The following is a 21,737-nucleotide window of genomic DNA, read 5'->3' on the forward strand; positions in this document are numbered from 1 at the left end:
GATGACCCTCGCTGACGTCACTTCTATCCCTTCACCTGCCGCTGCTGCGGTGGCAAAATCTACGCCGCGGGTGCGCGATTTACGGCTGGATTTCTTTCGCGGTCTGGCGATGTTCATCATCCTGATCGCCCATACCCCCGGCAATTTCCTGACCTCATGGATTCCCGCGCGCTGGGGTTTTTCCGATGCTACAGAGATCTTCGTGTTCTGTTCCGGCATGGCAAGCGCCATCGCCTTTGGTGGCGGGTTTGACCGCGCCGGCTGGGTGCTGGGCACTGCCCGCGTGTTGTTCCGCGTCTGGCAGGTCTATTGGGCCCATGTCTGCCTGTTCTTTGCCACGCTGGCGCTGACGGTTTACCTGACCGATCTGGACATAACCGGGCGCAACTATTGGGGCCAGTTGAACCTCTGGATGATCTTTGTCGAAAGCGACAAATGGGAAAACCCGAATATCCTGCTCAGCTTTATGACCCTGCGCTATGTGCCGAATTATTTCGACATCCTGCCGATGTATATGATTGTTCTGTTGATGATGCCGCTGGTCATGGCCCTGTCACGCATCGACCTGAGATTGGTCGCCGTCTTTGTCATCGGGGTCTGGCTGATGGCGCAAACCGCCCTTATGCAAAGCCTTAACCTTGGCGCGTATCACCTTGAATTCCCCGCAGAACCCTGGAGCGATCGCGCTTGGTTCTTCAATCCCTTCGGGTGGCAATTGATTTTCTTCACCGGTTTTGCCTTCATGCGCGGCTGGTTACCCAAGCCACCAGTCACACCCGCTTTGCTCGCGCTTGCGGCCGTTCTGGTAATCGCCAATGTACCCCTGTCCAACATCGGTGTACGTGAATTTGATCTGGATTGGGCCCGCACATGGCGCAGCACCTATGGTGCCCTGTTTGACAAAAGCGATTTCGGTATTCTGCGCTATGTGCATTTCCTGTCTCTCGCCTATCTCTTCTGGGTTCTGGCCGGGGATAAGGGCGGTAACCTCTTGGCGTCGGGCAGCAGCGCCCTTGCCCGTATCTGGGACATCGCGCTGAAAGTCATCCTCAAGGTTGGGCAACAAAGCCTTGCAGTCTTTATCACCAGCATGTTCACCGCCCGTCTGATGGGCTTTATGATGGATGTTGCGGGGCGCAGCGTCACCGTAACCTTGCTGGTCAATCTGTTTGGCTTCGCCGTGCTGATCGGTGTGGCCTATGGTGCCGGATGGTTCAAATCCCAACCCTGGCGCGTGAAGGCAAGCGCATGATCCGCCGCGATGTCTTGAAGTCTCTGGCGGCCCTCACCGTTGTGCCAGCCTCTGCATGGGCTGAGGAACCGGGGCTGCGCCTTGGGGCAGAGGCCACACCGTTTGACGCGCAAACCGTCACCAGACGAGCACGAGCCATGGCCGCCCACCCCTACACACCCCGCCCGCAAATCCCGGAAAGCTGGCGCAACCTTTCATATGATGACTACCGCAAAATCTGGTTCGATGCGCGCAATGCCCTGTGGGAAAACACCGACGCCCCGCAAAGGGTCGATGTATTCCCCCCCGGTCTCTACTTCCCTCAGGCAGTCGCACTGAACCTCGTCGAAGATGGCACCAGCCGCCCGCTTGGCTTTGACTTGGATGTCTTTGACACCACCGACAGCTTTCCCGATGTCGAAATTGACGACACACTTGGCTATTCTGGCCTGCGCCTGCGGGCAGAGCTGGAGAAATCCGGCATCTTTCAGGAATATGCCGTGTTTCAGGGGGCCAGCTATTTCCGTGGCATCGGAACCGGTGAAATCTACGGTCTGTCGGCGCGCGGGCTGGCGCTGAAAACCGGCGATCCCATGGGCGAGGAGTTTCCCGATTTCACCGCCTTCTGGATGGAGCGCCCAGCGGCCGGCAGTGACATGATCACCCTGCACGCCTTGCTCGACAGCCCCTCATGCACCGGGGCCTACCGGTTTGACATCACCCATGGCACGGTTCTGGAGATGAAGATCACCGCAACGGTTTTCGCCCGCACCGAACTGGAACATATCGGCATCGCGCCGCTGACTTCAATGTTCCTGTTTGATGACACAATGCGCCAGCGGTTCTCGGATTTTCGACCCGCCGTGCACGACAGTGACGGCTTACTGATCCACAATGGCGGCGGCGAGGTCCTGTGGCGCCCGCTTTCCAACCCGACCAGCCTTCAGGTCAGCGCCTTTAGCGACAATAATCCACGCGGTTTTGGTCTTTGCCAGCGCAAGCGGAAATTCAGCGATTTCAATGATCTGGAAGCGCTTTATCACAACCGACCTGCCGTCTGGATCACACCCGGCGAGGATTGGGGGCAAGGCGCGGTGACCCTTGTGGAAATCCCGGCAGACCTTGAAATCTATGATAATATTGTCAGCTATTGGCGCCCTGCCACACCCATCAAGGCGGGCAGCGAACACGCCATGAGCTACACATTACACTGGGGCGCGGACCCTGTACCGGCAACCGCTGATATTCCGGTCAAAGTATTGAACACCGCCATCGGCGGACGCCCGGAAGGCGGGCAGATCGTCGCCATCGACTTTGCCGGATCGGCCCGCGTGCCACAGAACCTTGATGAGATCGAGATCATTCTGCGCAGTAATACAGGCACTGTGACCCCCGGCATCCTTCAGCGAAACCCGGAAACCGGCGGGCCCCGGCTTGCCTTTACCTTCCACCCGCAGGACGCAAGCCTGGTCGAGTTTCGCGCCCAGTTGCGCCTGAACAGTGAACCGCTCAGCGAGGTCTGGCTTTACCGGTGGACCGCAACATGACCCGCCCCCTTGCCGACCATCCCGGAATGCCGCCCGCTGCACCGCTTCAGATGCAGATACAGGACTTTGCCACCGCGCCAGCCTGCCGCAGTGACTGTCACGAAAAACGGGCCACCCCCTGGCGCATTGCCGTGTTTATCCCTGCGCTGATTGCCACGGCCTGTCTGATGTATGGTATGTACAGCTGGCTGGCGGGCATGGGTATGACGGGGCTGGAATGGGCTCTGCTGATGATGATCGGTGCAACCTTTGTATGGGTCACCCTATCAGTCAGCACTGTCGGCGTAGCGATTGCCGGCATCCTTGCCCGCGAGGCGGCTGATACCCGTGCGCCCACCGATGTCGCCCCGATTGACGTGGCCTTGCTGGTGCCTGTCTATAACGAGGTGCCCTGGGATGTATTCGGCAATGCCGCCGCCATGTTGGACGATCTGGCAGCACGTAAAACCGCACATCGCTACACTTTGTTTATCCTGTCAGACACCCGTGACGAAATGATTGCCGCGCAGGAGCAACAGGCGTTTGAACGGCTGCGCAAAACCGCGCCCTACCCTGTGCACTACCGGCGCCGCGCCAGTAACACCGACAAGAAAGTCGGCAATCTGGTGGATTGGATCACCGGTTGGGGAGCGGCTTACGAAGGGATGCTGGTGCTTGACGCTGACAGCCTGATGACCGGACGTGCCATTGACCGGCTGGCCTCTGAGCTGTCGATTGCACCTGATACCGGGCTGATCCAGACCTTCCCCATGTTGATCGGTGCAGAGACCCTGTTCGCCCGCCTGCAGCAGTTCTCCAATATCGCCTATGGCTGGTTGCTGGCTGAAGGGTTGGCGCTTTGGTCACGTTCCGAGGGCAACTACTGGGGCCATAACGCCATCATCCGCACCCGTGCCTTTGCCGAAAGCGCGGGGCTGCCGCATCTGACCTCAGGCGGGCGCGATGATCTGATCCTGAGCCATGATTTTGTCGAGGCCGGATTGCTGCGCCGTGCGGGATGGCGCGTGCGCTTACTGCCCCGCGTCACCGGCAGCTTTGAAGAGACCCCCGGTACCCTGATCGACTATACCCTGCGCGACCGCCGCTGGTGTCGCGGCAACCTGCAACACTTGCGCCTTCTGGCAACGCGCGGGCTGCATCCCGTATCTCGTTTCCATCTGTTTCACGGCGCGGTCAGCTATCTTCTGTCGCCAGCGTGGTTCCTGCTGCTGGTGATCTGGGCCTTGTTGGGCAAGGATGCGGAAACCAATGTAGTGCGCTATTTCAACGAGGCAAACCCGTTCTTCCCCGATTGGCCCCCTGCCATGAGCCATATCGATTCAGCCGTCTTTCTGTTCATCATGTATGCCATGTTGCTGACCCCGAAATTCACCGCCGCCGCGATGATCGCCGCAACCCCAGCGGCAACGCGGATCTTTGGAGGGCATGGTGCCTTTCTGACGGCCTTTGTCACAGAGGTGCTGTTATCAGTGGCCTATGCCCCCGTGATGATGATCCAGCAGACCAAAGCGGTATTGCGCGCAATCTTTACCCGTTCGGAACCTTGGGCCCCACAAAAGCGCGACGCACAGCACTACCCGTTGAGTACACTTGCAAAATTCCACTGGGTTGAGACATTTCTGGGGCTGATCCTGACTTTAGGTTTAGCAGCTGGCCTGATTTCCTGGTGGCTTCTGCCCATCGCGGCAAGCCTGTTGCTCGCCGTGCCGCTCTCTGCTCTTTCTGCCCTGAACCTCGCCAAACGCGCACCGCGCAGCCTAGCGATGAACAGCCCCTATACACTGCGCGAACCAGCCATTGTGACCCGTGCAAGATCTGCCCGAGAACAGATAAAAGCGCAATTAGGCATCAATCCCCCCGCAGAGTAACCCGATCCGGCCCAGGACTTTTGCAAAGACTTGCCCCTTTCATGCAAGAAAGGACTGTCTTTAATCAGGCTGTGCCAAGGGCAACCCGCGCTTTACCCATCCCGGCCCGGCACCAGACCCCAACATACCTTCGGGCACGTCCAGAATCTGTGTGAAACCTGCCGCCGCCAGCTGCGCTGACATCCTCGCGGACCGCACCCCGCGCGCGCAGATCAGCGCCACCGGCAAATCCCTGCGTCCGGCTGTCTGCACTAACAGCGCGTCGATAAAATCCGGCCTGCGCATGTCGATCGGCACCGCACCTTGGGCGATACCGGAACGGGCCCATTCATCGGGCCTGCGGATGTCGACCAACAGGATCTCGCCCGCCTCCACCGCCGCCTGTGCCGCCGGTGCAGTTAGGTCGCTGCCTTGCAGTTTCGCATCAAGATTGAACCAGCGTGCCCCCGCCATGCCAGCGATGCCAACCACTGCAATCCCACCAAGCAAAAACCCCCGCCGCGAAAACCGCGACGGGGTGGATGTCTCTGGCAAAGGTTTGCCAGCAGGTGACATTATTTGATTGGTGCGCTGGAGGTGTATTGCGGGATCACACTGTCCGAACCGGGCGCGGGCTCAATTGAGGCCCAGTTGTTTTCTGCCAGATCGATATTGCCCGGAATATCCTCTTCCCAGAAACCCACCACGTTCTTAGTAATGTTCAGGAACAGCTTGCCATCCACAATACGCCACAGATTGGGGTTGCCCGGCACCTTGCCACCTTTGGACACACCGTAGGCACAATGGCCATCATATTGCGGGGCATATTTCACAGGGTCTGCCAAAAACGCATCTCGGTTGGCTTCGGTCGAAAAGGCGAAGGTGGCACCGTTATACTCGGCAGTGATGTCAGCCTTGCCAGGAATGGCGGCAGGTTGTGACTGACCGACAGGGTTCTGCGGCAGGCTGAAATAGGCCACCACATCATGGCCTGATGCCGCATATCCGGTGCCATCTACATATTGCTCCCCGGCAAAGGCCTGCCCTGCCATGGCAAGGGCTGTTGCGGCGGCGGCGATGGTAAGTGTGAAACGGTTCATTGTCGGTTCTCCTGTCCGATGGTGTCTGTGACATCAAGCTAGGCAGCCCTCGCACCCTTTGCACCCCACGAGCCCGTGACCTCTCGCCGACGTGAGCAGCCAGTGAGAAAACGCGATCAATCCACCCCGATTATTTCAAAATCGGCGGTTTGGAGGGATCAGACCCCGGCGGCATGCGCGGCGTATGTTGCAAACCCTCTCCCTGTGGCAAATCAAACCGCAGACCAACCTTGGCCAGTTTTGTCACTGTTGGATCATCAGGGCCAAAGAACCCCACATCCATCGCCCCGGCTTCGATCCCGGAAAACGTCAAGGCTTCGGAGGCGGCCCGCACCAGCGCATCCTGCGCGCGCGGAATCGCCCCGACAAAGGCCAGCAAATGTCCACGTCCACCGCCCTGATATTCAACCGCAACCAGAAACGCCCCGGCCGCCATGCCCGTTGCTGTCGCAAGCTTACCGTCAATCGCGGTGATCAAAGTCTCTGGCAGGCCCTTGGGCGGCAGAACGGTTTCAATCCGTGCCTCAACCTCGCCTGCCTCTTGCGATAGTGTATCGCGCAGCCACGCCACCGCGCCTGCGGGCAACAGAATCTCAGAGGGCGCAACACCGATGTTCACCGCCAGCCCCAGATCCTGCCCCTCCAGCATGCCAGCGATCGCGCGCCCCGACAGCGCCACATAGGGGGCGGGTTTGCCAACATAGGCCGCCAGCCGCTCGGCCCGGTCAAATACTATGACATACCCATCTTCCAGCAACACCGGATTGACCTGATCCTCGACCGGTTCAGCCTCAAGCAGCAAAAACAGTTCGACATCCGCGATCCGTTCATAAAACCGCAGACGCGCGGCATCGTCCTGCTCTGCCGCCATCATCGCAGCATGGGCTATGTCCAGCGGGGTCGTCTCAGCCATTCAGCACCTCTTTTACAGCACCCCGAAGCCGCGGCAGTACATCCGCCGCAAACCACGGGTTTTTCTTGAGCCATCCGGTATTGCGCCACGACGGGTGAGGCAAGCAAAACACGCCTTTAGGGTGATCACGCCAACCCGCCACCACATCGGTCACCTTGGTAAAACCCGCCAGATGGTATTTCATCGCATAGCCGCCAATCAGGATCGTCAGCCGGATGTCGGGCAACATCGCCAAGGCCTCTGCCCGCCAAGTCCGCGCACAAATGGGCGGCGGCGGCAGGTCACTGCCCTTGGCATCATAACCGGGAAAGCAGAACCCCATCGGCAGGATTGCCACCCTGTCACGGTCATAAAAGGCTGCGCCATCAAGACCCAACCAGTCGCGCAACCGCTCCCCAGAGGCATCGTCAAAGGGTCTACCGCTTTCATGCACCCTGATCCCCGGAGCCTGTCCCGCAATCAGAATGCGTGCCTGTGGGGCAAACCAGACAATCGGGTTCGGCTGGTGCCCGGTTGCTGTCGCCGCAAACCGGTCTGCACAAATGTCGCATCGCGTGAGATCCGCACGAATATCTTTCATGCCCGATAGATACCCGATGCGCCGCATGTGCCAACCCCTCACATAGGTTTATCATTTCGACAACTATCGAAATAATACTTGCGGATCACCGACATTTCTATATTTCTAGAAATATGAAAACAGAATCGCAATCCCTTCCGCCTCTTACCCTTGCCGCTGCCAGCTTTGCCGCGCTTGGGTCCGAACAACGCCTTTCCGTCTTGCGCAGCCTTGTGCGTGCGGGGCCTGACGGGCTGAGCATTGGCGAACTTGGCGAACGCACGGGTGTCACTGGTTCCACCCTGACCCACCACCTCAAAATGTTGAACGCCGCTGGATTGGTCCGGCAGCAACGTCAGGGCCGCAGCACCATTTGTGCAGCGGTCGCCTATGCCGAGGTCCAGGCCTTGGCACATTTCCTTCTCACTGAATGCTGCGCAGATGCCGCCGCCCCCTGCAAGGACCATGATCATGGCTGATACCACCCAATCTCACAGCACCCCTTCCGGCACCCTGTTCAAACGCTGGAACCCCGGTGCCTGGGGTGTCATTGCCCTGATCCTTGCCTTGGTTGCAATTTTTGCCCCCGACACTCTGGTCGAAACCGTTTCATTCACCCTCAAGGCCCTCGCCGGCACTGCCCCTTTCATTGCTTTCGCGGTGCTTGCGGTGGCGTTCCTCAAAGCGTCGGGGGCTGAAACCTTGCTGGCCCGTGCCTTTGAAGGCAATCCGGCGCGTATGATCGTGATGGCCGCACTGCTGGGCGGGCTGTCGCCGTTTTGCTCTTGCGAGGTCATCCCGTTTATCGCAGCACTTCTGGCGGTCGGAGCCCCCTTGGGTGCTGTCATGGCCTTTTGGCTGGCCTCGCCCCTGATGGACCCTGCGATGTTCGCAATCACATCCGGCACTCTGGGCTTTGACTTTGCCCTTGCCAAAACTGTGGCGGCTGTCAGCCTTGGCATGTTTGGTGGATTTGGGGTCATGTTGATGGCCAATACCGCGATCTTTGCCAATCCTCTGCGTGAAGCCCCGGCCACAAGCAGCTGTTGTTCCTCTGCAAAACCGTTTTCCGGCGCACCGGTCTGGCAGTTCTGGAAGGAAAGCGACCGCCGCGTGACCTTTGCCGATACAGCCCGCAGCAATGCACTGTTCCTCACCAAATGGCTGACCCTTGCCTATTTGATCGAAGCGTTGATGCTGCGCTATGTACCGGCAGATCTGATTGCAAGCTTCCTTGGCGGCACTGGTATCATGCCGATCCTGCTGGGCGCGTTAGTTGGTGCACCGGCCTACCTGAACGGATATGCTGCTGTGCCTCTTATCGATGCACTGCTGGCACAGGGAATGAGCAACGGGGCTGCAATGTCCTTTGTCATTGCTGGCGGGGTCAGCTGTATTCCTGCCGCCATCGCGGTCTGGGCACTGGTGAAACCACGCGTCTTTGCCGCTTATCTGGGGTTTGCCCTGACCGGTGCCATCGTCGCAGGTCTGGTCTGGCAGGCCATCGCCTGACCTCAAACACAGCTGATCCGGGTCACAGTTAACCACCGCTTAATCAACTGTGACGATTGTGTTGCCAAACAGCCATATCGCGACTTGGACATTTGTTTCCACATAGGACATAATATCGCCAAAGTCGCGGTATAGTCCGTTGAACAACCCCCTGCAAAAGGGGGAATGGCATATAACGCAGGCAGCAACCGGAGCAGGCATGCTGGAATTCGAAAATGTTTCAAAGTCCTATTGGACGGGCACCCAGCACAAGGTGATCCTGGACAAGGTCTCGTTCAAGGTTGAACTGGGCCGGTCTTTGGGCATTCTGGCCCCCAATGGCACCGGCAAAACCACGCTGATCAACATGATGGCCGGCCTTGAGAAACCTGACGAAGGCGAAATCCGGCGCAGTTGCAACATTTCCTTTCCACTGGGATTTATGGGCGGTGTTGTCGGCAAAGTGTCTGCGATGGAAAATGCCCGCTATATTGCCCGGCTCTATGGGCTTGACCCGGATTACGTCGAAAGTTTCTGCCGCTGGCTGTGCAACCTTGGCGAATATTTCGACCAACCGCTGGGCACCTATTCCACCGGCATGCGGGCGCGGTTCTGTTTTGCGCTGATGCTGGCGCTTGATTTTGACATGTACCTGATTGACGAGGGCATGCCCGCCTCTACTGATGTGGAGTTCAACCGCAAAGCCGGAGACATCCTGCAGGAACGGCTGCGCACCACCACCATCATCATCGTCGCCCATCAGGCCGAGACTTTGCAAAAATTCGCCCGCTCTGCTGCTGTCCTTCTGGATGGCCAGCTGCGCATGTTCGACACCTTGGAAGAAGCGAAACAGTTGTATGACTACGAAACCCAAGGCTAGAAAATTCCGCATCAAGCGGAATACGCCGACATCCGATGCCCCCCGCCAGAGCGCCTCTGCTGCGGTGCCCAAGGCCGTGCCAGACCCGCAACAGCCACAGGCCCAGCCGGAAGCTGCAGCGCCTTCACCCGCGCCTACGCCACCACAGGCCGCGCAACCGGCTGCGCCCTCCTCCACGCCACCGCGCGAAGGAGCCGTTTCCTCTGCCGCTGAAGTCGCTGGCGAAACTGATATCGACGCGATCCGCCGCGAGGGGCTGACCGGGCGTCAGCTGCGCATGGCACGACGGGTTGCACAAAAACACGATCTGGCACCGATCTCTGATTTTGATGCCGTGCGTTTGCTGCGTGCAAAAGGAATTGATCCCTTTGAACGCTCAAACATGCTTGAACTTGTCGTTCCTCAGGGGGACGGCACGGATGGTTCCCAGCAATTGGGCCGGATCGAAACCACCAAAACCCAATTGCCGCAAACAGTGCCCGCCGGTGGCAGCAACCTTCCTGCTACAGAGGTCAGCCCGGCAGAACGCCGCGCGCTTGAAATCTCGCAAATCCAGCGTGACATTTCCAAGCGCAGACGGCGCAAACTGGGCCTTTTGCTGGTGCGTCTGGCGTTTTTCGTCATGTTGCCAACCATTGCCGCCGGCTATTATTTCTACAATGTGGCAACCCCGATGTACGCCACCAACAGCCAATTTCTGATCATTCAAAGCGAAGGCGGCGGCGGGGCCAGCCCGTTTGGCAGCATCCTGCCGACACAATTTGCAAACTCTGCCGACAGCATCGCCACACAGGCCTATCTGCAATCCAAAGACGCCATGTTGCGTCTGGATCAGGATGTCGGTTTCAAGGATCACTTTTCCGATGAAGCGATCGATCCTATCCAGAGGTTGGAAGCCGGGGCCACCAATGAAGAGGCTTATAAGACCTACAAAAAGAATGTGAAAATCGGCTATGATCCCACGGAAGGAGTAATCCGCCTGGAAGTTATCGCAGGTGATCCGAATGTATCCGCCTCTTTCTCTGAAAGCCTGATCAAATATGCCGAAGAGCGGGTGAACAACCTGTCCAAACAGAAACGCGAAGACGGCATGCGGGACGCTTTGGCCGGCTTTGACACGGCGCAACAGAAACGCCGCGATGCGCAAGAGGCCCTGATCCGCATGCAGGTTGAAAACGGCGTTGATCCGCAGGCCGAGATTGTCGCGATCCGCACCCAGATCACCACCTATGAGGGGTTGTTGATCGAAAAGGAACTTGAGTTGTCCGCCCTTCTGGACAACGCCCGCCCCAACCAGGCCAAGGTGGACGGCGCACGCGGCGATGTCCGCCGCCTTGAGGAACAGCTGGAAAAGCTGAAGGAAAAGATGAGCACGTCGACCACGGGTGAAAATTCGCTGGCAGAGCAATCCGTGCGCATGCAACTGGCACAAACCGATCTGGCCGCCGCCGACATGGTCCTGCAATCCGCCCAGACCGCCATGGATCAGGCCCGCTCCGAAGCGGGCCGGCAGGTACGCTATCTGACCGTTGCGGTTGAACCCGTTGCTCCGCAGGAACCCACCTATCCGCGTAAATTCGAAAACACGATCTTGGCTTTCCTGATCTTTGCAGGCATCTACCTTATGTTGTCCCTGACAGCGTCGATCCTCAGAGAACAGGTAACTTCATGACCCAGGTCACAATTGGTGATGTCATCATTGGCAACGACCGTCCGCTGACGGTCATCGCTGGCCCATGCCAACTCGAAAGCGAAACCCACGCGCAGATGATTGCGGGCCAGCTGAAAGAGGCCTGTGCCGCCGTTGGCGCGCAATATGTGTTCAAGGCCAGCTATGACAAGGCCAACCGCACCTCCCTTGCCGGCATTCGCGGCTTGGGCATCGACGAGGGCCTAAAGGTTCTGCAATCTGTTGCCCGTGCCAATGATGTGCCGGTGCTGACAGACGTGCACACCGAAGCGCAATGCGCGATTGCCGCCGAGGTTGTGGACATCCTGCAAATTCCTGCCTTCCTGTGTCGCCAGACCGACATGCTTCTGGCGGCAGGTAACACTGGCAAAGTGGTGAATGTGAAAAAAGGCCAATGGCTTGCCCCTTGGGAAATGGGCAACATTGTCGACAAGATTGAATCAACCGGCAATGAACGCATCCTGCTGACCGAGCGTGGCACCTCCTTTGGCTATAATACCCTTGTAGCGGACATGCGTTCGCTGCCGCAAATGGCGCAGACCGGATATCCCGTGGTGATGGATGCCACCCATTCTGTCGCCCAACCCGGTGGCCTTGGTGGGTCTTCCGGTGGCCAACGCGAATTCGCCCCAGTGATGGCGCGGGCCGCAGTCGCCATTGGCGTTGCCGCAGTATTTCTTGAAACACATGAGAACCCCGATAAGGCACCCAGCGACGGGCCCAACTCCATCTATCTTGACCAGATGCCAAACCTCATCGCAACGCTGATGAAATTTGATGCCCTGGCCAAGAAACATCCCCTGACATTCTAAAGCCCCCATTTTCTAGAAAAAGGCGTCCCGACGTGAGCAAACCCGCCCCTTCCGTTTCTCAGAACACCTGGGAATTCCTGCGTGACGCAATGATCACACCCACCGGTTTCCGCGAATATGACGCCCGCTGGAAATACCCTGACGACATCAACCTGCCAGGCATCACCGCCCTTGGCCTTGGCCTTGGCACCCAGATGCACCGCCGTGGCATCGAGCCGGTGATCGCGGTTGGCAATGACTATCGCGACTACTCGCTGTCGATCAAAAATGCGCTGATGCTGGGGTTGATGCAGGCCGGTATCCACGTCAAGGACATTGGCCCTGCCGTGTCCCCCATGGCCTATTTTGCACAGTTCCACCTGAATGCCCCTGCCGTCGCCATGGTCACCGCCTCGCATAACCCAAACGGCTGGACCGGCGTGAAGATGGGGTTCGAACGCCCCCTCACCCATGGTCCTGAGGAAATGGCCGAATTGCGCGACATCGTGCTGACAGGCCAGGGCCAGCCACGCGATGGCGGCAAATACGAATTTGTTGACGGTGTGCGCGCGGCCTATCTTGACGATCTGGTGGGTGATTTCAAAATGACCCGCAAGCTCAAGGTGGTCTGCGCCACGGGCAACGGCACCGCCTCCGCCTTTGGTCCCGAACTCTTCAAACGGATAGGTGTCGAAGTGGTCGATAGCCACAACACCCTTGACTACACCTTCCCCAACTACAATCCCAATCCCGAAGCCATGGAGATGCTGCACGACATGAGCGCCTCCGTGAAAGCCTCCGGCGCTGACTTCGCGCTTGGTTTTGACGGTGACGGCGACCGCTGCGGCGTGGTGGATGATGAGGGCGAGGAAATATTCGCCGACAAGGTCGGCGTCATCATGGCCCGCGATCTGGCCAAACTCTATCCCAATGCAACCTTTGTCGCGGATGTGAAATCAACCGGCCTCTTTGCGTCGGACCCAGAGCTTCAGAAACACGGCATCAAAGCCGACTACTGGAAAACCGGCCACAGCCATATGAAACGACGCGTCAAGGAAATCGGCGCATTGGCGGGTTTTGAAAAATCCGGTCACTACTTCCTCGCCGAACCCATCGGGCGCGGCTACGACTGCGGCATGCGGGTGGCGGTGGAAATCTGCAAACTGATGGACCGCAACCCCGAGATGTCCATGTCCGACCTGCGCAAAGCGCTGCCGCAAACATGGGCCACCCCCACCATGTCACCCTATGCATCAGACGAGGATAAATATGACATCCTTGACCGCATTGTCGCCAAGCTGGTCGCCAAACGCGATGCCGGCGAAGAGATCGCCGGCCGCAACATCAAGGAAGTGGTCACCGTCAACGGCGCGCGCCTGATCCTCGACAATGGCGCATGGGGCCTTGTACGGGCCTCCTCCAACACGCCCAACCTTGTTGTGGTCTGCGAAAGCCCCGAATCCGAAGCGGAAATGCGGGCGATCTTCAAAGATCTTGATACGGTCATCCGCACCGAACCCGGCGTTGGCGAATATGACCAGACCATCTAACATTTTGATGACGCGCTGAACATCCAAGCATCGCCTTGCAGTCGAGCAACGACAAGGCAGAGCGGTGCTTGATAAGGTCAAACGCCACCAACAGGCTCTCTTCTCTTTTTGGCCTTAAATGCTGCGGGGTTTGGGGCAGAGCCCCAAATGAATCAAATCGAATGCAGGCTTTGCCTGCTCAATCTGCAAGGGCAGCGTCACAAAACGCCTGTATCAAACCGGCATCCTTCACCCCCGGTGCCGATTCCACTGCGGATGACAGATCAACCTGCCGCGCCCCTGTCACCCGGATCGCCTCGGCCACTGTGTCGGCGTTCAACCCGCCAGCCAGCATCCACGGCAGGCTCCAGCGCCGTCCGGCAATCAAACTCCAGTCAAAGGCCAGACCATTCCCACCCGGCAGAGCCGCGTCTTTCGGCGGCTTGGTATCCACCAGCAGCTGATCCGCCACCTGTGTATAGCGGTCCAGTGCCAGCAGATCATCTGCCCCGGCCACACCAACCGCCTTCATCACTGGCAAACCGTAGCGCTGCTTGATCTCGGCCACCCGCTCTGGCGTTTCGCCCCCGTGCAGTTGGATCATATCAAGCGGCACTGTCCCTGTCAGCGCGTCCAGCTCTGCATCTGTCGGGTTCACAACCAAACCCACCTTGCAGATCCCCTCGGCCGTGCCCAGCGCCAATGCCTGCGCCTGCTCCAGCGTGGCATAGCGTGGCGATTTGGGGAAAAAGTTCAGACCGATATAGCGCGCACCAGCCTTGACCGAGGCGTCAATATCCTGCGCCCGCGTGACGCCGCAAATCTTTACATTGATGTTCGAGGGCATGGCCAGGCTCAGCTGGCCTCGTCCAACAGCGCAAGGACCTCATCCTTGCCCTGATGCTTTTCGCCCTTCAGCCGCGCAATCTCGCGTTCCAGCTTGCGGGTTTCACGTGCCAGCCGCGCCTTTTCAGCCCGTTCGCCGTATTCGCGGATCCATTCCCAGACAAACCCGACCAAGAGACCAGCAACGATGCTGCCAAGGATCACCAGAAACAGCGGCAACTGCACGGAAGGATTCACCGCGAACCAGCCAGCAACCTCTTGCGGCAGCACCTGCAAAGTCACTAGCCCACGGTTCGCCAAAGCAACCGAAATCAGCGCCACGGCAAAAATCGCGATGCACAGGTAACGTACGTAACGCATCAGGTATTCCCGTTCAGGCGATCACGCAGCAGCTTGCCGGTCTTGAAAAACGGCACGTGTTTTTCTTCCACATGTACCGTTTCCCCGGTCCGCGGGTTGCGGCCCACACGGGCGTCACGCTTCTTGACCGAAAAGGCCCCAAAGCCACGCAATTCGACACGGTTGCCACCCGACATCGCTGTCGTGATCTCGTCAAAGATGGTGTTCACAATCCGTTCGACATCGCGTTGGTAAAGATGTGGATTCTCATCTGCAATCTTCTGGATCAATTCCGACCGGATCATTTTCGCATCCCCCCACGAGACATTTGTTGTTGGCAGATTGTACCTGACTATAGGAAGAAACCAATCCTACGGGAAGCCGCCGCAGTGTCGCAGATCGCATTTTTCCACGGGGAACATCCTGTTTTTGGACGTTTTTTTGCTGGCTCTCAATGCCGTCGGTGCAAAGCGGCCACCGCCACCGGGGAAAAGTGCAAATCCGGGCCGGGCGATTCGCGACGAAAAAGGCCCCCCGCATCACGCGGGGGGCCTTTCAAATTCATACCCGAAGGAAGGGTGACTTATTCGTCGCCCTTCAGAGCGGCACCAAGGATATCACCCAAGGATGCACCGGAGTCAGAGGAGCCATACTGCTCAACCGCTTCTTTCTCTTCTGCGATTTCACGCGCTTTGATCGAGACGCCAAGACGGTGTGCTTTTGCATCCACATTTGTGATGCGCACGTCGACCTTGTCACCAACCGAGAAACGCTCTGGGCGCTGTTCGGCACGGTCACGCGACAGATCGGAGCGGCGGATGAAGGCTTTCATACCTTCATATTCCACTTCGATGCCGCCATCCTCGATGGAGGTCACGGTCACAGTCACAACAGAACCGCGCTTCACGCCGCCCACTGCTTCTGCGAACTTGTCACCGCCGACACCTTTGATCGAGAGGCTGATGCGCTCTTTCTCAACGTCAACTTCGGAAACAACGGCCTGAACTGTGTCGCCCTTGCGATAGTCCTGAATGGCTTCTTCGCCACGCTGGTCCCATGACAGGTCGGACAGGTGCACCATGCCGTCGATGTCGCCTTCGAGGCCAACAAACAGACCGAATTCGGTGATGTTTTTGACTTCGCCTTCGACTTCCGTGCCCTCAGGGTGTGTTTCTGCAAACACTTCCCATGGGTTGCGCATGGTCTGCTTGAGGCCAAGTGAAACGCGGCGCTTGGCACCATCGATTTCCAGAACCATGACTTCGACTTCCTGAGACGTAGACACGATCTTGCCCGGGTGTACGTTCTTTTTGGTCCAAGACATTTCGGACACGTGAACCAGACCTTCAACGCCCGGCTCCAGCTCAACAAAGGCACCGTAATCGGTGATGTTGGTGACACGACCGGTGTGCGAGGATTCCAGCGGGTATTTCGCTGCAACCAGATCCCATGGATCTTCCTGCAACTGCTTCATGCCCAAGGAGATACGGTGTGTCTCTTTGTTGATCTTGATGACCTGTACCTTGATCGTTTCGCCGATGGCGAGGATCTCGGACGGGTGGTTCACACGGCGCCATGCCATGTCTGTAACGTGCAACAGGCCGTCAACACCGCCCAGATCAACAAACGCACCGTATTCGGTGATGTTCTTGACCACACCGTCAACTTCCTGACCTTCGGTCAGGTTGCCGATCACTTCGGCACGCTGCTCGGCACGTGATTCTTCAAGGATCGCACGACGCGAAACAACGATGTTGCCACGACGACGGTCCATTTTCAGAACCTGGAACGGCTGCTTGAGACCCATCAATGGGCCAGCATCGCGCACGGGGCGCACATCAACCTGAGAGCCGGGCAAGAACGCAACAGCGCCGCCAAGATCCACAGTGAAACCACCTTTGACGCGGCCAAAGATTGCGCCTTCGACGCGCTCTTCTGCTGCATAGGCTTTTTCCAGACGATCCCATGCTTCCTCACGACGGGCCATCTCGCGGGAGATAACCGCTTCACCGCGGGAGTTTTCGACCTGACGAAGGAAGACTTCGACTTCGTCGCCAACAGCAATTTTTGGGGATTCGCCGGGATCAGCAAATTCTTTAAGCTCGACACGGCCTTCCATTTTGTAGCCGACGTCGATGATGGCCTGGCCCGCTTCAATTGCGATCACCTTGCCTTTAACAACGGAACCCTCTTCGGGGGTGTCCATCTCGAAGCTCTCATTCAAAAGGGCTTCAAATTCGTCCATAGCATTTGACATGTAGTTATACGTTTCCTTTAGGTCTTGTTTCTGGCCGTGCGGTTGTCTCCGCCGGTCTTGGATGTGAATTGGTCATTCGTTACGGTACCTAGACGCAAAAGAAAGAGGGCCGGAAGACTCCGACCCTGCCTGAATGATGCGCCCGTGGCTTGTATCCGCCCCTTAGACAGTCGCGCGTATAGTCCAGTTTTCCCTGTCCTGCAAGGGGCAGAGCCTGCTGTTGGCGGGAATGGCATATGCCTGCCGAATCCAGCCCTTGGCAGCTGCACCAAAACCTGTTCAACCTTCAGTCATGTTGGTAATTGCAGTGATCTGCGCCACCTCTGGCGCACTTATCCTAGGGGCCGTTTGGGGGATATATGGCCGGTTTCCGGCCAAGCTGGAAGGGTTTCTGGTCGCAATGGCTGGCGGCGCATTGATCGTGTCGGTTGTAGCGGAGCTGCTTGAACCGGCAAGTCAAAAAGCCGCGCTTTGGCTGGTGCTTGGCGCGTTTGCATGCGGCTCTGTCACATTCACCGCCATCGACACCTGGATCGATAGACGTGTTGGCGAAGACAGCGGTGGCGGATTGCTGGCAGCCATCGTGTTGGACGGCATTCCGGAAAACATCGCATTGGGTGTGGTCCTGATCACCGTGGAACCGATCGCCGTTCTGGCCCTGGCCGGATCTATCTTCCTGTCAAACCTGCCTGAAGCTGCTGGTGGCGCACGTGGTATGGCCCAAAACGGCTGGGGACGTGGTAAGGTATTGGGGATCTGGGCGCTGACCGCCGCCGTGCTTAGTGCAGCGGCGGTCCTTGGCAATCAATTGCTGTCGCCTATGGCAACGGTCCCACTGGCCATCATACAGGCCTTTGCGGCGGGTGCCGTTGTCTCCTCACTCGCAACAGAGGTTTTCCCCAAGGCCTATAAACAGGATCAGGAACTTGCCGGCATCGCTGTGGCCATTGGCGTGATACTGGCCTTCGCCCTGCATCACATGAGTGCGACTCTCAGCAATTAGCCTTCCTCGGTTTCGCCGCCCGCCTCTTTCCAGCCGGGGAAGCCGCCGATATTGGTGACGTTGGTATAGCCCATATCCATCAGTGTTTTCCCCGAAAGGGCCGCCTGCCCGCCGGCACCGCAGATCAGATAGAGTTCCGCGTGTTTCTCGAAAATCGGGTTGTGAAAATCCTTCATCTCAGGGTCGGCACGAAACTCGATCATACCGCGCGGAATCCTGTGCGCCCCTTTGATGGTGCCGGATTTGGCAATATCCGCACTGTCGCGCACATCGATAAAAGCACCTGTGCCGTTCTTGTATTTCTCAATTGCCTCAGCTGCATTCAGCGTCGGCACAACGGCATTTGCTTCATCAAGATAGTCTTTTGCGGTTTTCATAATCGATATTCCTTTTATGGTTCCCGATACATGTAGGCCGGATCTCTGTTCCTGCAACTCGCAAAACCCCGGCGCTTACAAAGCCTCACCTTTCTTGCGCAGCTCCTCCAGCAGATCACGATAAATGCCTCCCGTGTCCCCACCGCCAAAGATCGCAGCCCCCCCGGTATAGGCAGTGCCATAGGTCTTTGCGACGGTGATCGTCTGCACCAGCCCCGAGAGGAACTGATCCTTCTGCAAAGGGGACAGCGGGTGAATGAACACCCCCCAAAGCCGCCCGTTCGCCACCGCATATCGCGCATCCAACGCCGCGTCGAAATTGGCCTGCATCAGCCGCAACAGGTCTGCCTTTTCCAACCCCTCGGCACTGGCAATCGGCACCATCGCCCGCATCCGATCAGCTCCGGCATCCGCGATCACAATAATCGGAATATCATCCAGCGTGAATTCCAGCGCTGGTCCACGGGCCACCACGTCAGGGTCAAGGGCCTGCACAATCTGCGCCAGACGTTGCAGGGTCATCGCAGGCTCTTCTGTCGGCGGTTGGGGCAGCGGCAGGGATTGCGCGTTTACCACACAGGCCCAGCTGAACAATACAAACGGCAGGATCAACATCTTCATGGCGGCACCTCTTCGGCTTGGGGTCCCCCAAGCCTAGCCTGCCACCCGTTCACAGACCAAGCACCCTTTAGTGATCAAATCTTACGAAAACCCGCTATTTGGCCATCGCGGCATCGATCACTGCAATGGTCTGCGCCACAGCGACCTCTATGCTCAGGGCGGATGTATCAATCTCAACCGCATCCGGTGCGGGTTTCAACGGCGCATCCGCCCGCCCCATATCCCGCGCATCACGGGCCTCAACATCCGCCAGTACTTCTTCAAAACTGGTTTCGACCCCTTTGCCGGACAGCTCTTCAAACCGGCGCCGCGCCCGCACCACCGCGTCAGCAATCACAAACAACTTCACCTGTGCATCCGGGCAAATCACCGTCCCGATGTCACGCCCATCCAGCACCGCGCCACCGGCCCGCGCAGCAAAACTGCGTTGGAAGTCCACCAGCGCCGCACGCACTGCCGGCAGGGCCGCCACCTTACTGGCCGCCTGCGCCACATCCGGCATGCGCAGCGCTTCGCCATCCAGATCCTCCGGCACAAGCGCGCGCGCCGCATCTAGGGCATCAACACCCAGCAAAACCTTGGCACCCACCGCGCGGTACAACAGGCCCGTGTCCAAATGGGCAAACCCGAAATGCGCGGCCACCGCTTTGGAAATCGTACCCTTGCCCGAAGCCGCAGGCCCGTCGATCGCCACTGTGAAACCCTGTGTCGTGCTCACATTTGTGCCCTTTCTTTGGGGGCCAACCGCCAGGCCCAGACCGCCAGCAACATCGCCAGACAAATCCATTTGGCCACCGTATAGGCGCTGGCTTGCAAGATCGCGCCTGCCGAAACCTGCGGCCCGTACTGCAGCAAATGAGCAACTGCGGCATTCTCTGCCAGATCAAGTCCCAGATAAACACAGGGCGTCAGCGCCACCACCCCACGCAGAATCCTCGGCATGCCCAAAGCCTGGGTCCAGATCACCCCCGACAGGGTAAACGTCAGCAGCAAGGGCAACGCCGTATCCAACCCATGAAACAAACCAAGATAAAGATCGGTGCGCCCAGCGACGTCCAGGGCTGCAAGATATTCCCGCGCACCCTCAACAGAATACCCGCCAAAATGGGCATCAAAAACCCCGAAATCCCCCGGTTGCAACCAGCCTTTGCCAAGGATGGCCAAAAACACAAACAATGTCGCTGAAAGCCCGCCGGTGATCTTCAGGGTCCGGTTCATGTCGCGTTTCTCGCCACCTGTGCCCCAAGTTGCTGCATCAAAGGTTCAAAAATCGGGAATGATGTGGCAATTGGCCCGCCGTCATCAACGCTGACCGGTTTCTGCGCCGCCATTCCAAGGATCAGAAAGGACATGGCAATCCGGTGATCCAGATGGCTGGCACAGGTTGCCCCACCGGGCACATTGCCATGACCAAGGCCGGTAACGGTCCACCAGTCGGGCCCCTCATCCACCTCGATCCCATTGGCGCGCAATCCGACGGCCATGGCATCAATCCGATCGCTCTCCTTGACCCGCAGTTCCTTGACCCCGCGCATCACCGTCTGGCCCTGCGCATAAGAGGCCACCACCGACAGCACCGGATATTCGTCAATCATCGATGCGGCCCGCTCCGGCGGTACCTCGATGCCTCTCAGGTCAGGCGAAAATCTGGCGCGCAAATCCGCCACCGGCTCACCGCCCTCTTCCCGTTCGTTTTCATAGGTCAGATCCGCCCCCATTTCGCGCAGCGTGGTGAACAACCCCGCCCGCGTCGGGTTCAATCCGATACCGGGCACCAGAACATCCGATCCGGGCACAATCAGCGCCGCACAGACCGGAAAGGCCGCAGAGGAAGGATCACGCGGCACTTCAATATGCTGAGCCTGCAACTCCGGCTGGCCGGTCAGGGTGATCACCCGCCCCTCCTCGGTCTGTTCGGTTGTAATCTCTGCCCCGAAGCCTGCCAACATCCGCTCGGTGTGATCCCGCGTCGCCTCGGCCTCAATCACCACCGTCTGCCCCGGCGCGTTCAACCCGGCCAATAACACCGCGGATTTCACCTGCGCAGAGGGCACCGGCACCACATACCGCACCGGCACAGGATCGCTGGCCCCCACCAATGTCATCGGCAGCCGCCCGCCACTGCGCCCGACCGAACGACAACCAAAGGCCGACAGCGGGTCCGTCACCCGTGCCATCGGCCGCCCGTTCAAACTGGCATCCCCGTTAAAAGTTGCCACAATCGGCGAGGTCGCCATCGCCCCCATGATCAGCCGCACACCGGTGCCGGAATTGCCGCAATCGATCACCCCTTGCGGCTCGGCAAAGCCGCCAACGCCAACCCCTTCAATCGACCATGAGCCACCACCATGATCCGTCACCTCCGCACCAAAGGCCCGCATCGCCCTGGCCGTATCCAGAACGTCCTGCCCTTCCAGCAACCCCTCGATTGTGGTCTTGCCAATACACATAGCGCCAAGGATCAGCGCGCGGTGCGAAATCGACTTGTCTCCGGGCACCTCGGCGGTTCCCGAAAGCGGCCCGCAAGCGCTCGACATCATTGGAATTGGATCACCATGGCCCGACATAAACCCGTCCTTCACTATTTCAAAAAACTTCTAGCCCAGCAAAGGGCATGCGTCCATGCCAAGGCACACCGCATATCTTCTCTTTTTGGCCCTATATCCTGCGGAGCACGAGGCAGAGCCTCGTATAAATTTTCCTTGGAAAATTAATA

The 21,737-nt window shown here is 58.4% G+C and carries 23 protein-coding genes; 10 read left to right on the forward strand and 13 right to left on the reverse strand.

What is annotated here, in order from left to right; translation table 11 throughout:
• The first annotated feature begins 1 nt into the window (after position 1).
• The 3 genes from QQL78_RS11335 to mdoH are packed head-to-tail and all read left to right on the forward strand — an operon-like array spanning position 2 to position 4,646.
• Positions 2-1,252: an OpgC family protein gene (locus QQL78_RS11335; RefSeq protein ID WP_284373487.1), complete on the forward strand. Its 1,251-nt coding sequence runs from the start codon at positions 2-4 to the stop codon at positions 1,250-1,252.
• Positions 1,249-2,778: an OpgD/OpgG family glucan biosynthesis protein gene (locus tag QQL78_RS11340; protein WP_284375565.1), complete on the forward strand. Its 1,530-nt coding sequence runs from the start codon at positions 1,249-1,251 to the stop codon at positions 2,776-2,778. Before QQL78_RS11335 ends, QQL78_RS11340 begins: the two co-directional genes overlap by 4 nt.
• Complete coding sequence (gene mdoH, locus QQL78_RS11345; RefSeq protein WP_284373489.1) at positions 2,775-4,646, forward strand: glucans biosynthesis glucosyltransferase MdoH; 1,872 nt, start codon at positions 2,775-2,777, stop codon at positions 4,644-4,646. Before QQL78_RS11340 ends, mdoH begins: the two co-directional genes overlap by 4 nt.
• A 60-nt stretch (positions 4,647-4,706) precedes the next feature.
• Here the strand turns inward: mdoH and QQL78_RS11350 are convergent, their stop codons facing one another.
• The 4 genes from QQL78_RS11350 to QQL78_RS11365 form a co-directional block, all read right to left on the reverse strand.
• A complete protein-coding gene (locus QQL78_RS11350) occupies positions 4,707-5,201 on the reverse strand; it encodes a rhodanese-like domain-containing protein (protein WP_284373491.1) in 495 nt (164 codons plus the stop codon).
• On the reverse strand, positions 5,201-5,725 hold the full coding sequence (locus QQL78_RS11355; protein ID WP_284373492.1) for a YHS domain-containing (seleno)protein: 525 nt from the start codon (positions 5,723-5,725) through the stop codon (positions 5,201-5,203). Before QQL78_RS11355 ends, QQL78_RS11350 begins: the two co-directional genes overlap by 1 nt.
• Positions 5,726-5,855: 130 nt before the next feature.
• On the reverse strand, positions 5,856-6,638 hold the full coding sequence (locus QQL78_RS11360) for an SseB family protein (RefSeq protein ID WP_284373493.1): 783 nt from the start codon (positions 6,636-6,638) through the stop codon (positions 5,856-5,858).
• On the reverse strand, positions 6,631-7,218 hold the full coding sequence (locus tag QQL78_RS11365; RefSeq protein WP_284375567.1) for a uracil-DNA glycosylase family protein: 588 nt from the start codon (positions 7,216-7,218) through the stop codon (positions 6,631-6,633). The genes QQL78_RS11360 and QQL78_RS11365 overlap by 8 nt, the downstream gene beginning before the upstream one ends.
• A 113-nt stretch (positions 7,219-7,331) precedes the next feature.
• Here QQL78_RS11365 and QQL78_RS11370 point away from each other — a divergent pair, with 113 nt between their 5' ends.
• From QQL78_RS11370 to QQL78_RS11395, 6 genes are all read left to right on the forward strand, one after another.
• On the forward strand, positions 7,332-7,676 hold the full coding sequence (locus tag QQL78_RS11370) for an ArsR/SmtB family transcription factor (protein WP_284373494.1): 345 nt from the start codon (positions 7,332-7,334) through the stop codon (positions 7,674-7,676).
• Positions 7,669-8,709 (forward strand): permease, encoded by a 1,041-nt coding sequence (locus QQL78_RS11375; RefSeq protein WP_284373495.1) that lies wholly within the window; start codon positions 7,669-7,671, stop codon positions 8,707-8,709. Before QQL78_RS11370 ends, QQL78_RS11375 begins: the two co-directional genes overlap by 8 nt.
• A 199-nt stretch (positions 8,710-8,908) precedes the next feature.
• Positions 8,909-9,568: an ABC transporter ATP-binding protein gene (locus tag QQL78_RS11380; protein WP_284373496.1), complete on the forward strand. Its 660-nt coding sequence runs from the start codon at positions 8,909-8,911 to the stop codon at positions 9,566-9,568.
• Positions 9,546-11,240, forward strand: a complete 1,695-nt coding sequence (locus tag QQL78_RS11385) for a KpsE/RkpR family capsule polysaccharide export protein (RefSeq protein ID WP_284373497.1) — start codon at positions 9,546-9,548, stop codon at positions 11,238-11,240. Before QQL78_RS11380 ends, QQL78_RS11385 begins: the two co-directional genes overlap by 23 nt.
• Positions 11,237-12,070, forward strand: a complete 834-nt coding sequence (gene kdsA, locus QQL78_RS11390; protein WP_284373499.1) for a 3-deoxy-8-phosphooctulonate synthase — start codon at positions 11,237-11,239, stop codon at positions 12,068-12,070. The genes QQL78_RS11385 and kdsA overlap by 4 nt, the downstream gene beginning before the upstream one ends.
• A gap of 32 nt (positions 12,071-12,102) precedes the next feature.
• Positions 12,103-13,599, forward strand: a complete 1,497-nt coding sequence (locus QQL78_RS11395) for a phosphomannomutase/phosphoglucomutase (RefSeq protein ID WP_284373501.1) — start codon at positions 12,103-12,105, stop codon at positions 13,597-13,599.
• Positions 13,600-13,777: 178 nt separating this feature from the next.
• Here the strand turns inward: QQL78_RS11395 and QQL78_RS11400 are convergent, their stop codons facing one another.
• The 4 genes from QQL78_RS11400 to rpsA all read right to left on the reverse strand — a co-directional run bounded on the left by QQL78_RS11400 (position 13,778) and on the right by rpsA (position 17,089).
• The gene (locus QQL78_RS11400; protein ID WP_284373503.1) at positions 13,778-14,425 is read right to left on the reverse strand and encodes a phosphoribosylanthranilate isomerase; all 648 of its coding nucleotides are present in this window, start codon (positions 14,423-14,425) and stop codon (positions 13,778-13,780) included.
• A gap of 8 nt (positions 14,426-14,433) precedes the next feature.
• Complete coding sequence (locus QQL78_RS11405; RefSeq protein ID WP_284373505.1) at positions 14,434-14,784, reverse strand: LapA family protein; 351 nt, start codon at positions 14,782-14,784, stop codon at positions 14,434-14,436.
• The gene (gene ihfB / locus QQL78_RS11410) at positions 14,784-15,068 is read right to left on the reverse strand and encodes an integration host factor subunit beta (RefSeq protein WP_284373507.1); all 285 of its coding nucleotides are present in this window, start codon (positions 15,066-15,068) and stop codon (positions 14,784-14,786) included. The genes QQL78_RS11405 and ihfB overlap by 1 nt, the downstream gene beginning before the upstream one ends.
• A gap of 278 nt (positions 15,069-15,346) precedes the next feature.
• Positions 15,347-17,089, reverse strand: a complete 1,743-nt coding sequence (gene rpsA / locus QQL78_RS11415; RefSeq protein WP_348540761.1) for a 30S ribosomal protein S1 — start codon at positions 17,087-17,089, stop codon at positions 15,347-15,349.
• 223 nt (positions 17,090-17,312) lie between these two features.
• Between rpsA and QQL78_RS11420 the strand changes: the two genes are divergently transcribed.
• Positions 17,313-18,023, forward strand: a complete 711-nt coding sequence (locus tag QQL78_RS11420; protein WP_284373509.1) for a ZIP family metal transporter — start codon at positions 17,313-17,315, stop codon at positions 18,021-18,023.
• Here the strand turns inward: QQL78_RS11420 and QQL78_RS11425 are convergent.
• From QQL78_RS11425 to aroA, 5 genes are all read right to left on the reverse strand, one after another.
• Complete coding sequence (locus QQL78_RS11425; RefSeq protein WP_284373511.1) at positions 18,020-18,400, reverse strand: rhodanese-like domain-containing protein; 381 nt, start codon at positions 18,398-18,400, stop codon at positions 18,020-18,022. The genes QQL78_RS11420 and QQL78_RS11425 overlap by 4 nt on opposite strands.
• Positions 18,401-18,475: 75 nt before the next feature.
• A complete protein-coding gene (locus tag QQL78_RS11430; protein WP_284373513.1) occupies positions 18,476-19,021 on the reverse strand; it encodes a polysaccharide deacetylase family protein in 546 nt (181 codons plus the stop codon).
• Between the two features lie 94 nt (positions 19,022-19,115).
• The gene (locus tag QQL78_RS11435; protein ID WP_284373515.1) at positions 19,116-19,739 is read right to left on the reverse strand and encodes a (d)CMP kinase; all 624 of its coding nucleotides are present in this window, start codon (positions 19,737-19,739) and stop codon (positions 19,116-19,118) included.
• Positions 19,736-20,239 (reverse strand): hypothetical protein, encoded by a 504-nt coding sequence (locus QQL78_RS11440; RefSeq protein WP_284373516.1) that lies wholly within the window; start codon positions 20,237-20,239, stop codon positions 19,736-19,738. The genes QQL78_RS11435 and QQL78_RS11440 overlap by 4 nt, the downstream gene beginning before the upstream one ends.
• A complete protein-coding gene (gene aroA, locus QQL78_RS11445; RefSeq protein ID WP_284373519.1) occupies positions 20,236-21,588 on the reverse strand; it encodes a 3-phosphoshikimate 1-carboxyvinyltransferase in 1,353 nt (450 codons plus the stop codon). The genes QQL78_RS11440 and aroA overlap by 4 nt, the downstream gene beginning before the upstream one ends.
• Positions 21,589-21,737 lie beyond the last annotated feature (149 nt).

The sequence above is a fragment of the Sulfitobacter pacificus genome, assembly GCF_030159975.1.
Lineage (GTDB): Bacteria > Pseudomonadota > Alphaproteobacteria > Rhodobacterales > Rhodobacteraceae > Sulfitobacter > Sulfitobacter pacificus.

Bases quoted from the DNA above. Each gene is read 5' to 3' on its own strand.
- QQL78_RS11335 (WP_284373487.1), top strand. From the start codon at position 2: ATGACCCTCGCTGACGTCACTTCTATCCCTTCACCTGCCGCTGCTGCG.
- QQL78_RS11340 (WP_284375565.1), top strand. From the start codon at position 1,249: ATGATCCGCCGCGATGTCTTGAAGTCTCTGGCGGCCCTCACCGTTGTG.
- mdoH (WP_284373489.1), top strand. From the start codon at position 2,775: ATGACCCGCCCCCTTGCCGACCATCCCGGAATGCCGCCCGCTGCACCG.
- QQL78_RS11350 (WP_284373491.1), bottom strand. From the start codon at position 5,201: ATGTCACCTGCTGGCAAACCTTTGCCAGAGACATCCACCCCGTCGCGG.
- QQL78_RS11355 (WP_284373492.1), bottom strand. From the start codon at position 5,725: ATGAACCGTTTCACACTTACCATCGCCGCCGCCGCAACAGCCCTTGCC.
- QQL78_RS11360 (WP_284373493.1), bottom strand. From the start codon at position 6,638: ATGGCTGAGACGACCCCGCTGGACATAGCCCATGCTGCGATGATGGCG.
- QQL78_RS11365 (WP_284375567.1), bottom strand. From the start codon at position 7,218: ATGAAAGATATTCGTGCGGATCTCACGCGATGCGACATTTGTGCAGAC.
- QQL78_RS11370 (WP_284373494.1), top strand. From the start codon at position 7,332: ATGAAAACAGAATCGCAATCCCTTCCGCCTCTTACCCTTGCCGCTGCC.
- QQL78_RS11375 (WP_284373495.1), top strand. From the start codon at position 7,669: ATGGCTGATACCACCCAATCTCACAGCACCCCTTCCGGCACCCTGTTC.
- QQL78_RS11380 (WP_284373496.1), top strand. From the start codon at position 8,909: ATGCTGGAATTCGAAAATGTTTCAAAGTCCTATTGGACGGGCACCCAG.
- QQL78_RS11385 (WP_284373497.1), top strand. From the start codon at position 9,546: ATGACTACGAAACCCAAGGCTAGAAAATTCCGCATCAAGCGGAATACG.
- kdsA (WP_284373499.1), top strand. From the start codon at position 11,237: ATGACCCAGGTCACAATTGGTGATGTCATCATTGGCAACGACCGTCCG.
- QQL78_RS11400 (WP_284373503.1), bottom strand. From the start codon at position 14,425: ATGCCCTCGAACATCAATGTAAAGATTTGCGGCGTCACGCGGGCGCAG.
- QQL78_RS11405 (WP_284373505.1), bottom strand. From the start codon at position 14,784: ATGCGTTACGTACGTTACCTGTGCATCGCGATTTTTGCCGTGGCGCTG.
- ihfB (WP_284373507.1), bottom strand. From the start codon at position 15,068: ATGATCCGGTCGGAATTGATCCAGAAGATTGCAGATGAGAATCCACAT.
- QQL78_RS11420 (WP_284373509.1), top strand. From the start codon at position 17,313: ATGTTGGTAATTGCAGTGATCTGCGCCACCTCTGGCGCACTTATCCTA.
- QQL78_RS11425 (WP_284373511.1), bottom strand. From the start codon at position 18,400: ATGAAAACCGCAAAAGACTATCTTGATGAAGCAAATGCCGTTGTGCCG.
- QQL78_RS11430 (WP_284373513.1), bottom strand. From the start codon at position 19,021: ATGAAGATGTTGATCCTGCCGTTTGTATTGTTCAGCTGGGCCTGTGTG.
- QQL78_RS11440 (WP_284373516.1), bottom strand. From the start codon at position 20,239: ATGAACCGGACCCTGAAGATCACCGGCGGGCTTTCAGCGACATTGTTT.
- aroA (WP_284373519.1), bottom strand. From the start codon at position 21,588: ATGTCGGGCCATGGTGATCCAATTCCAATGATGTCGAGCGCTTGCGGG.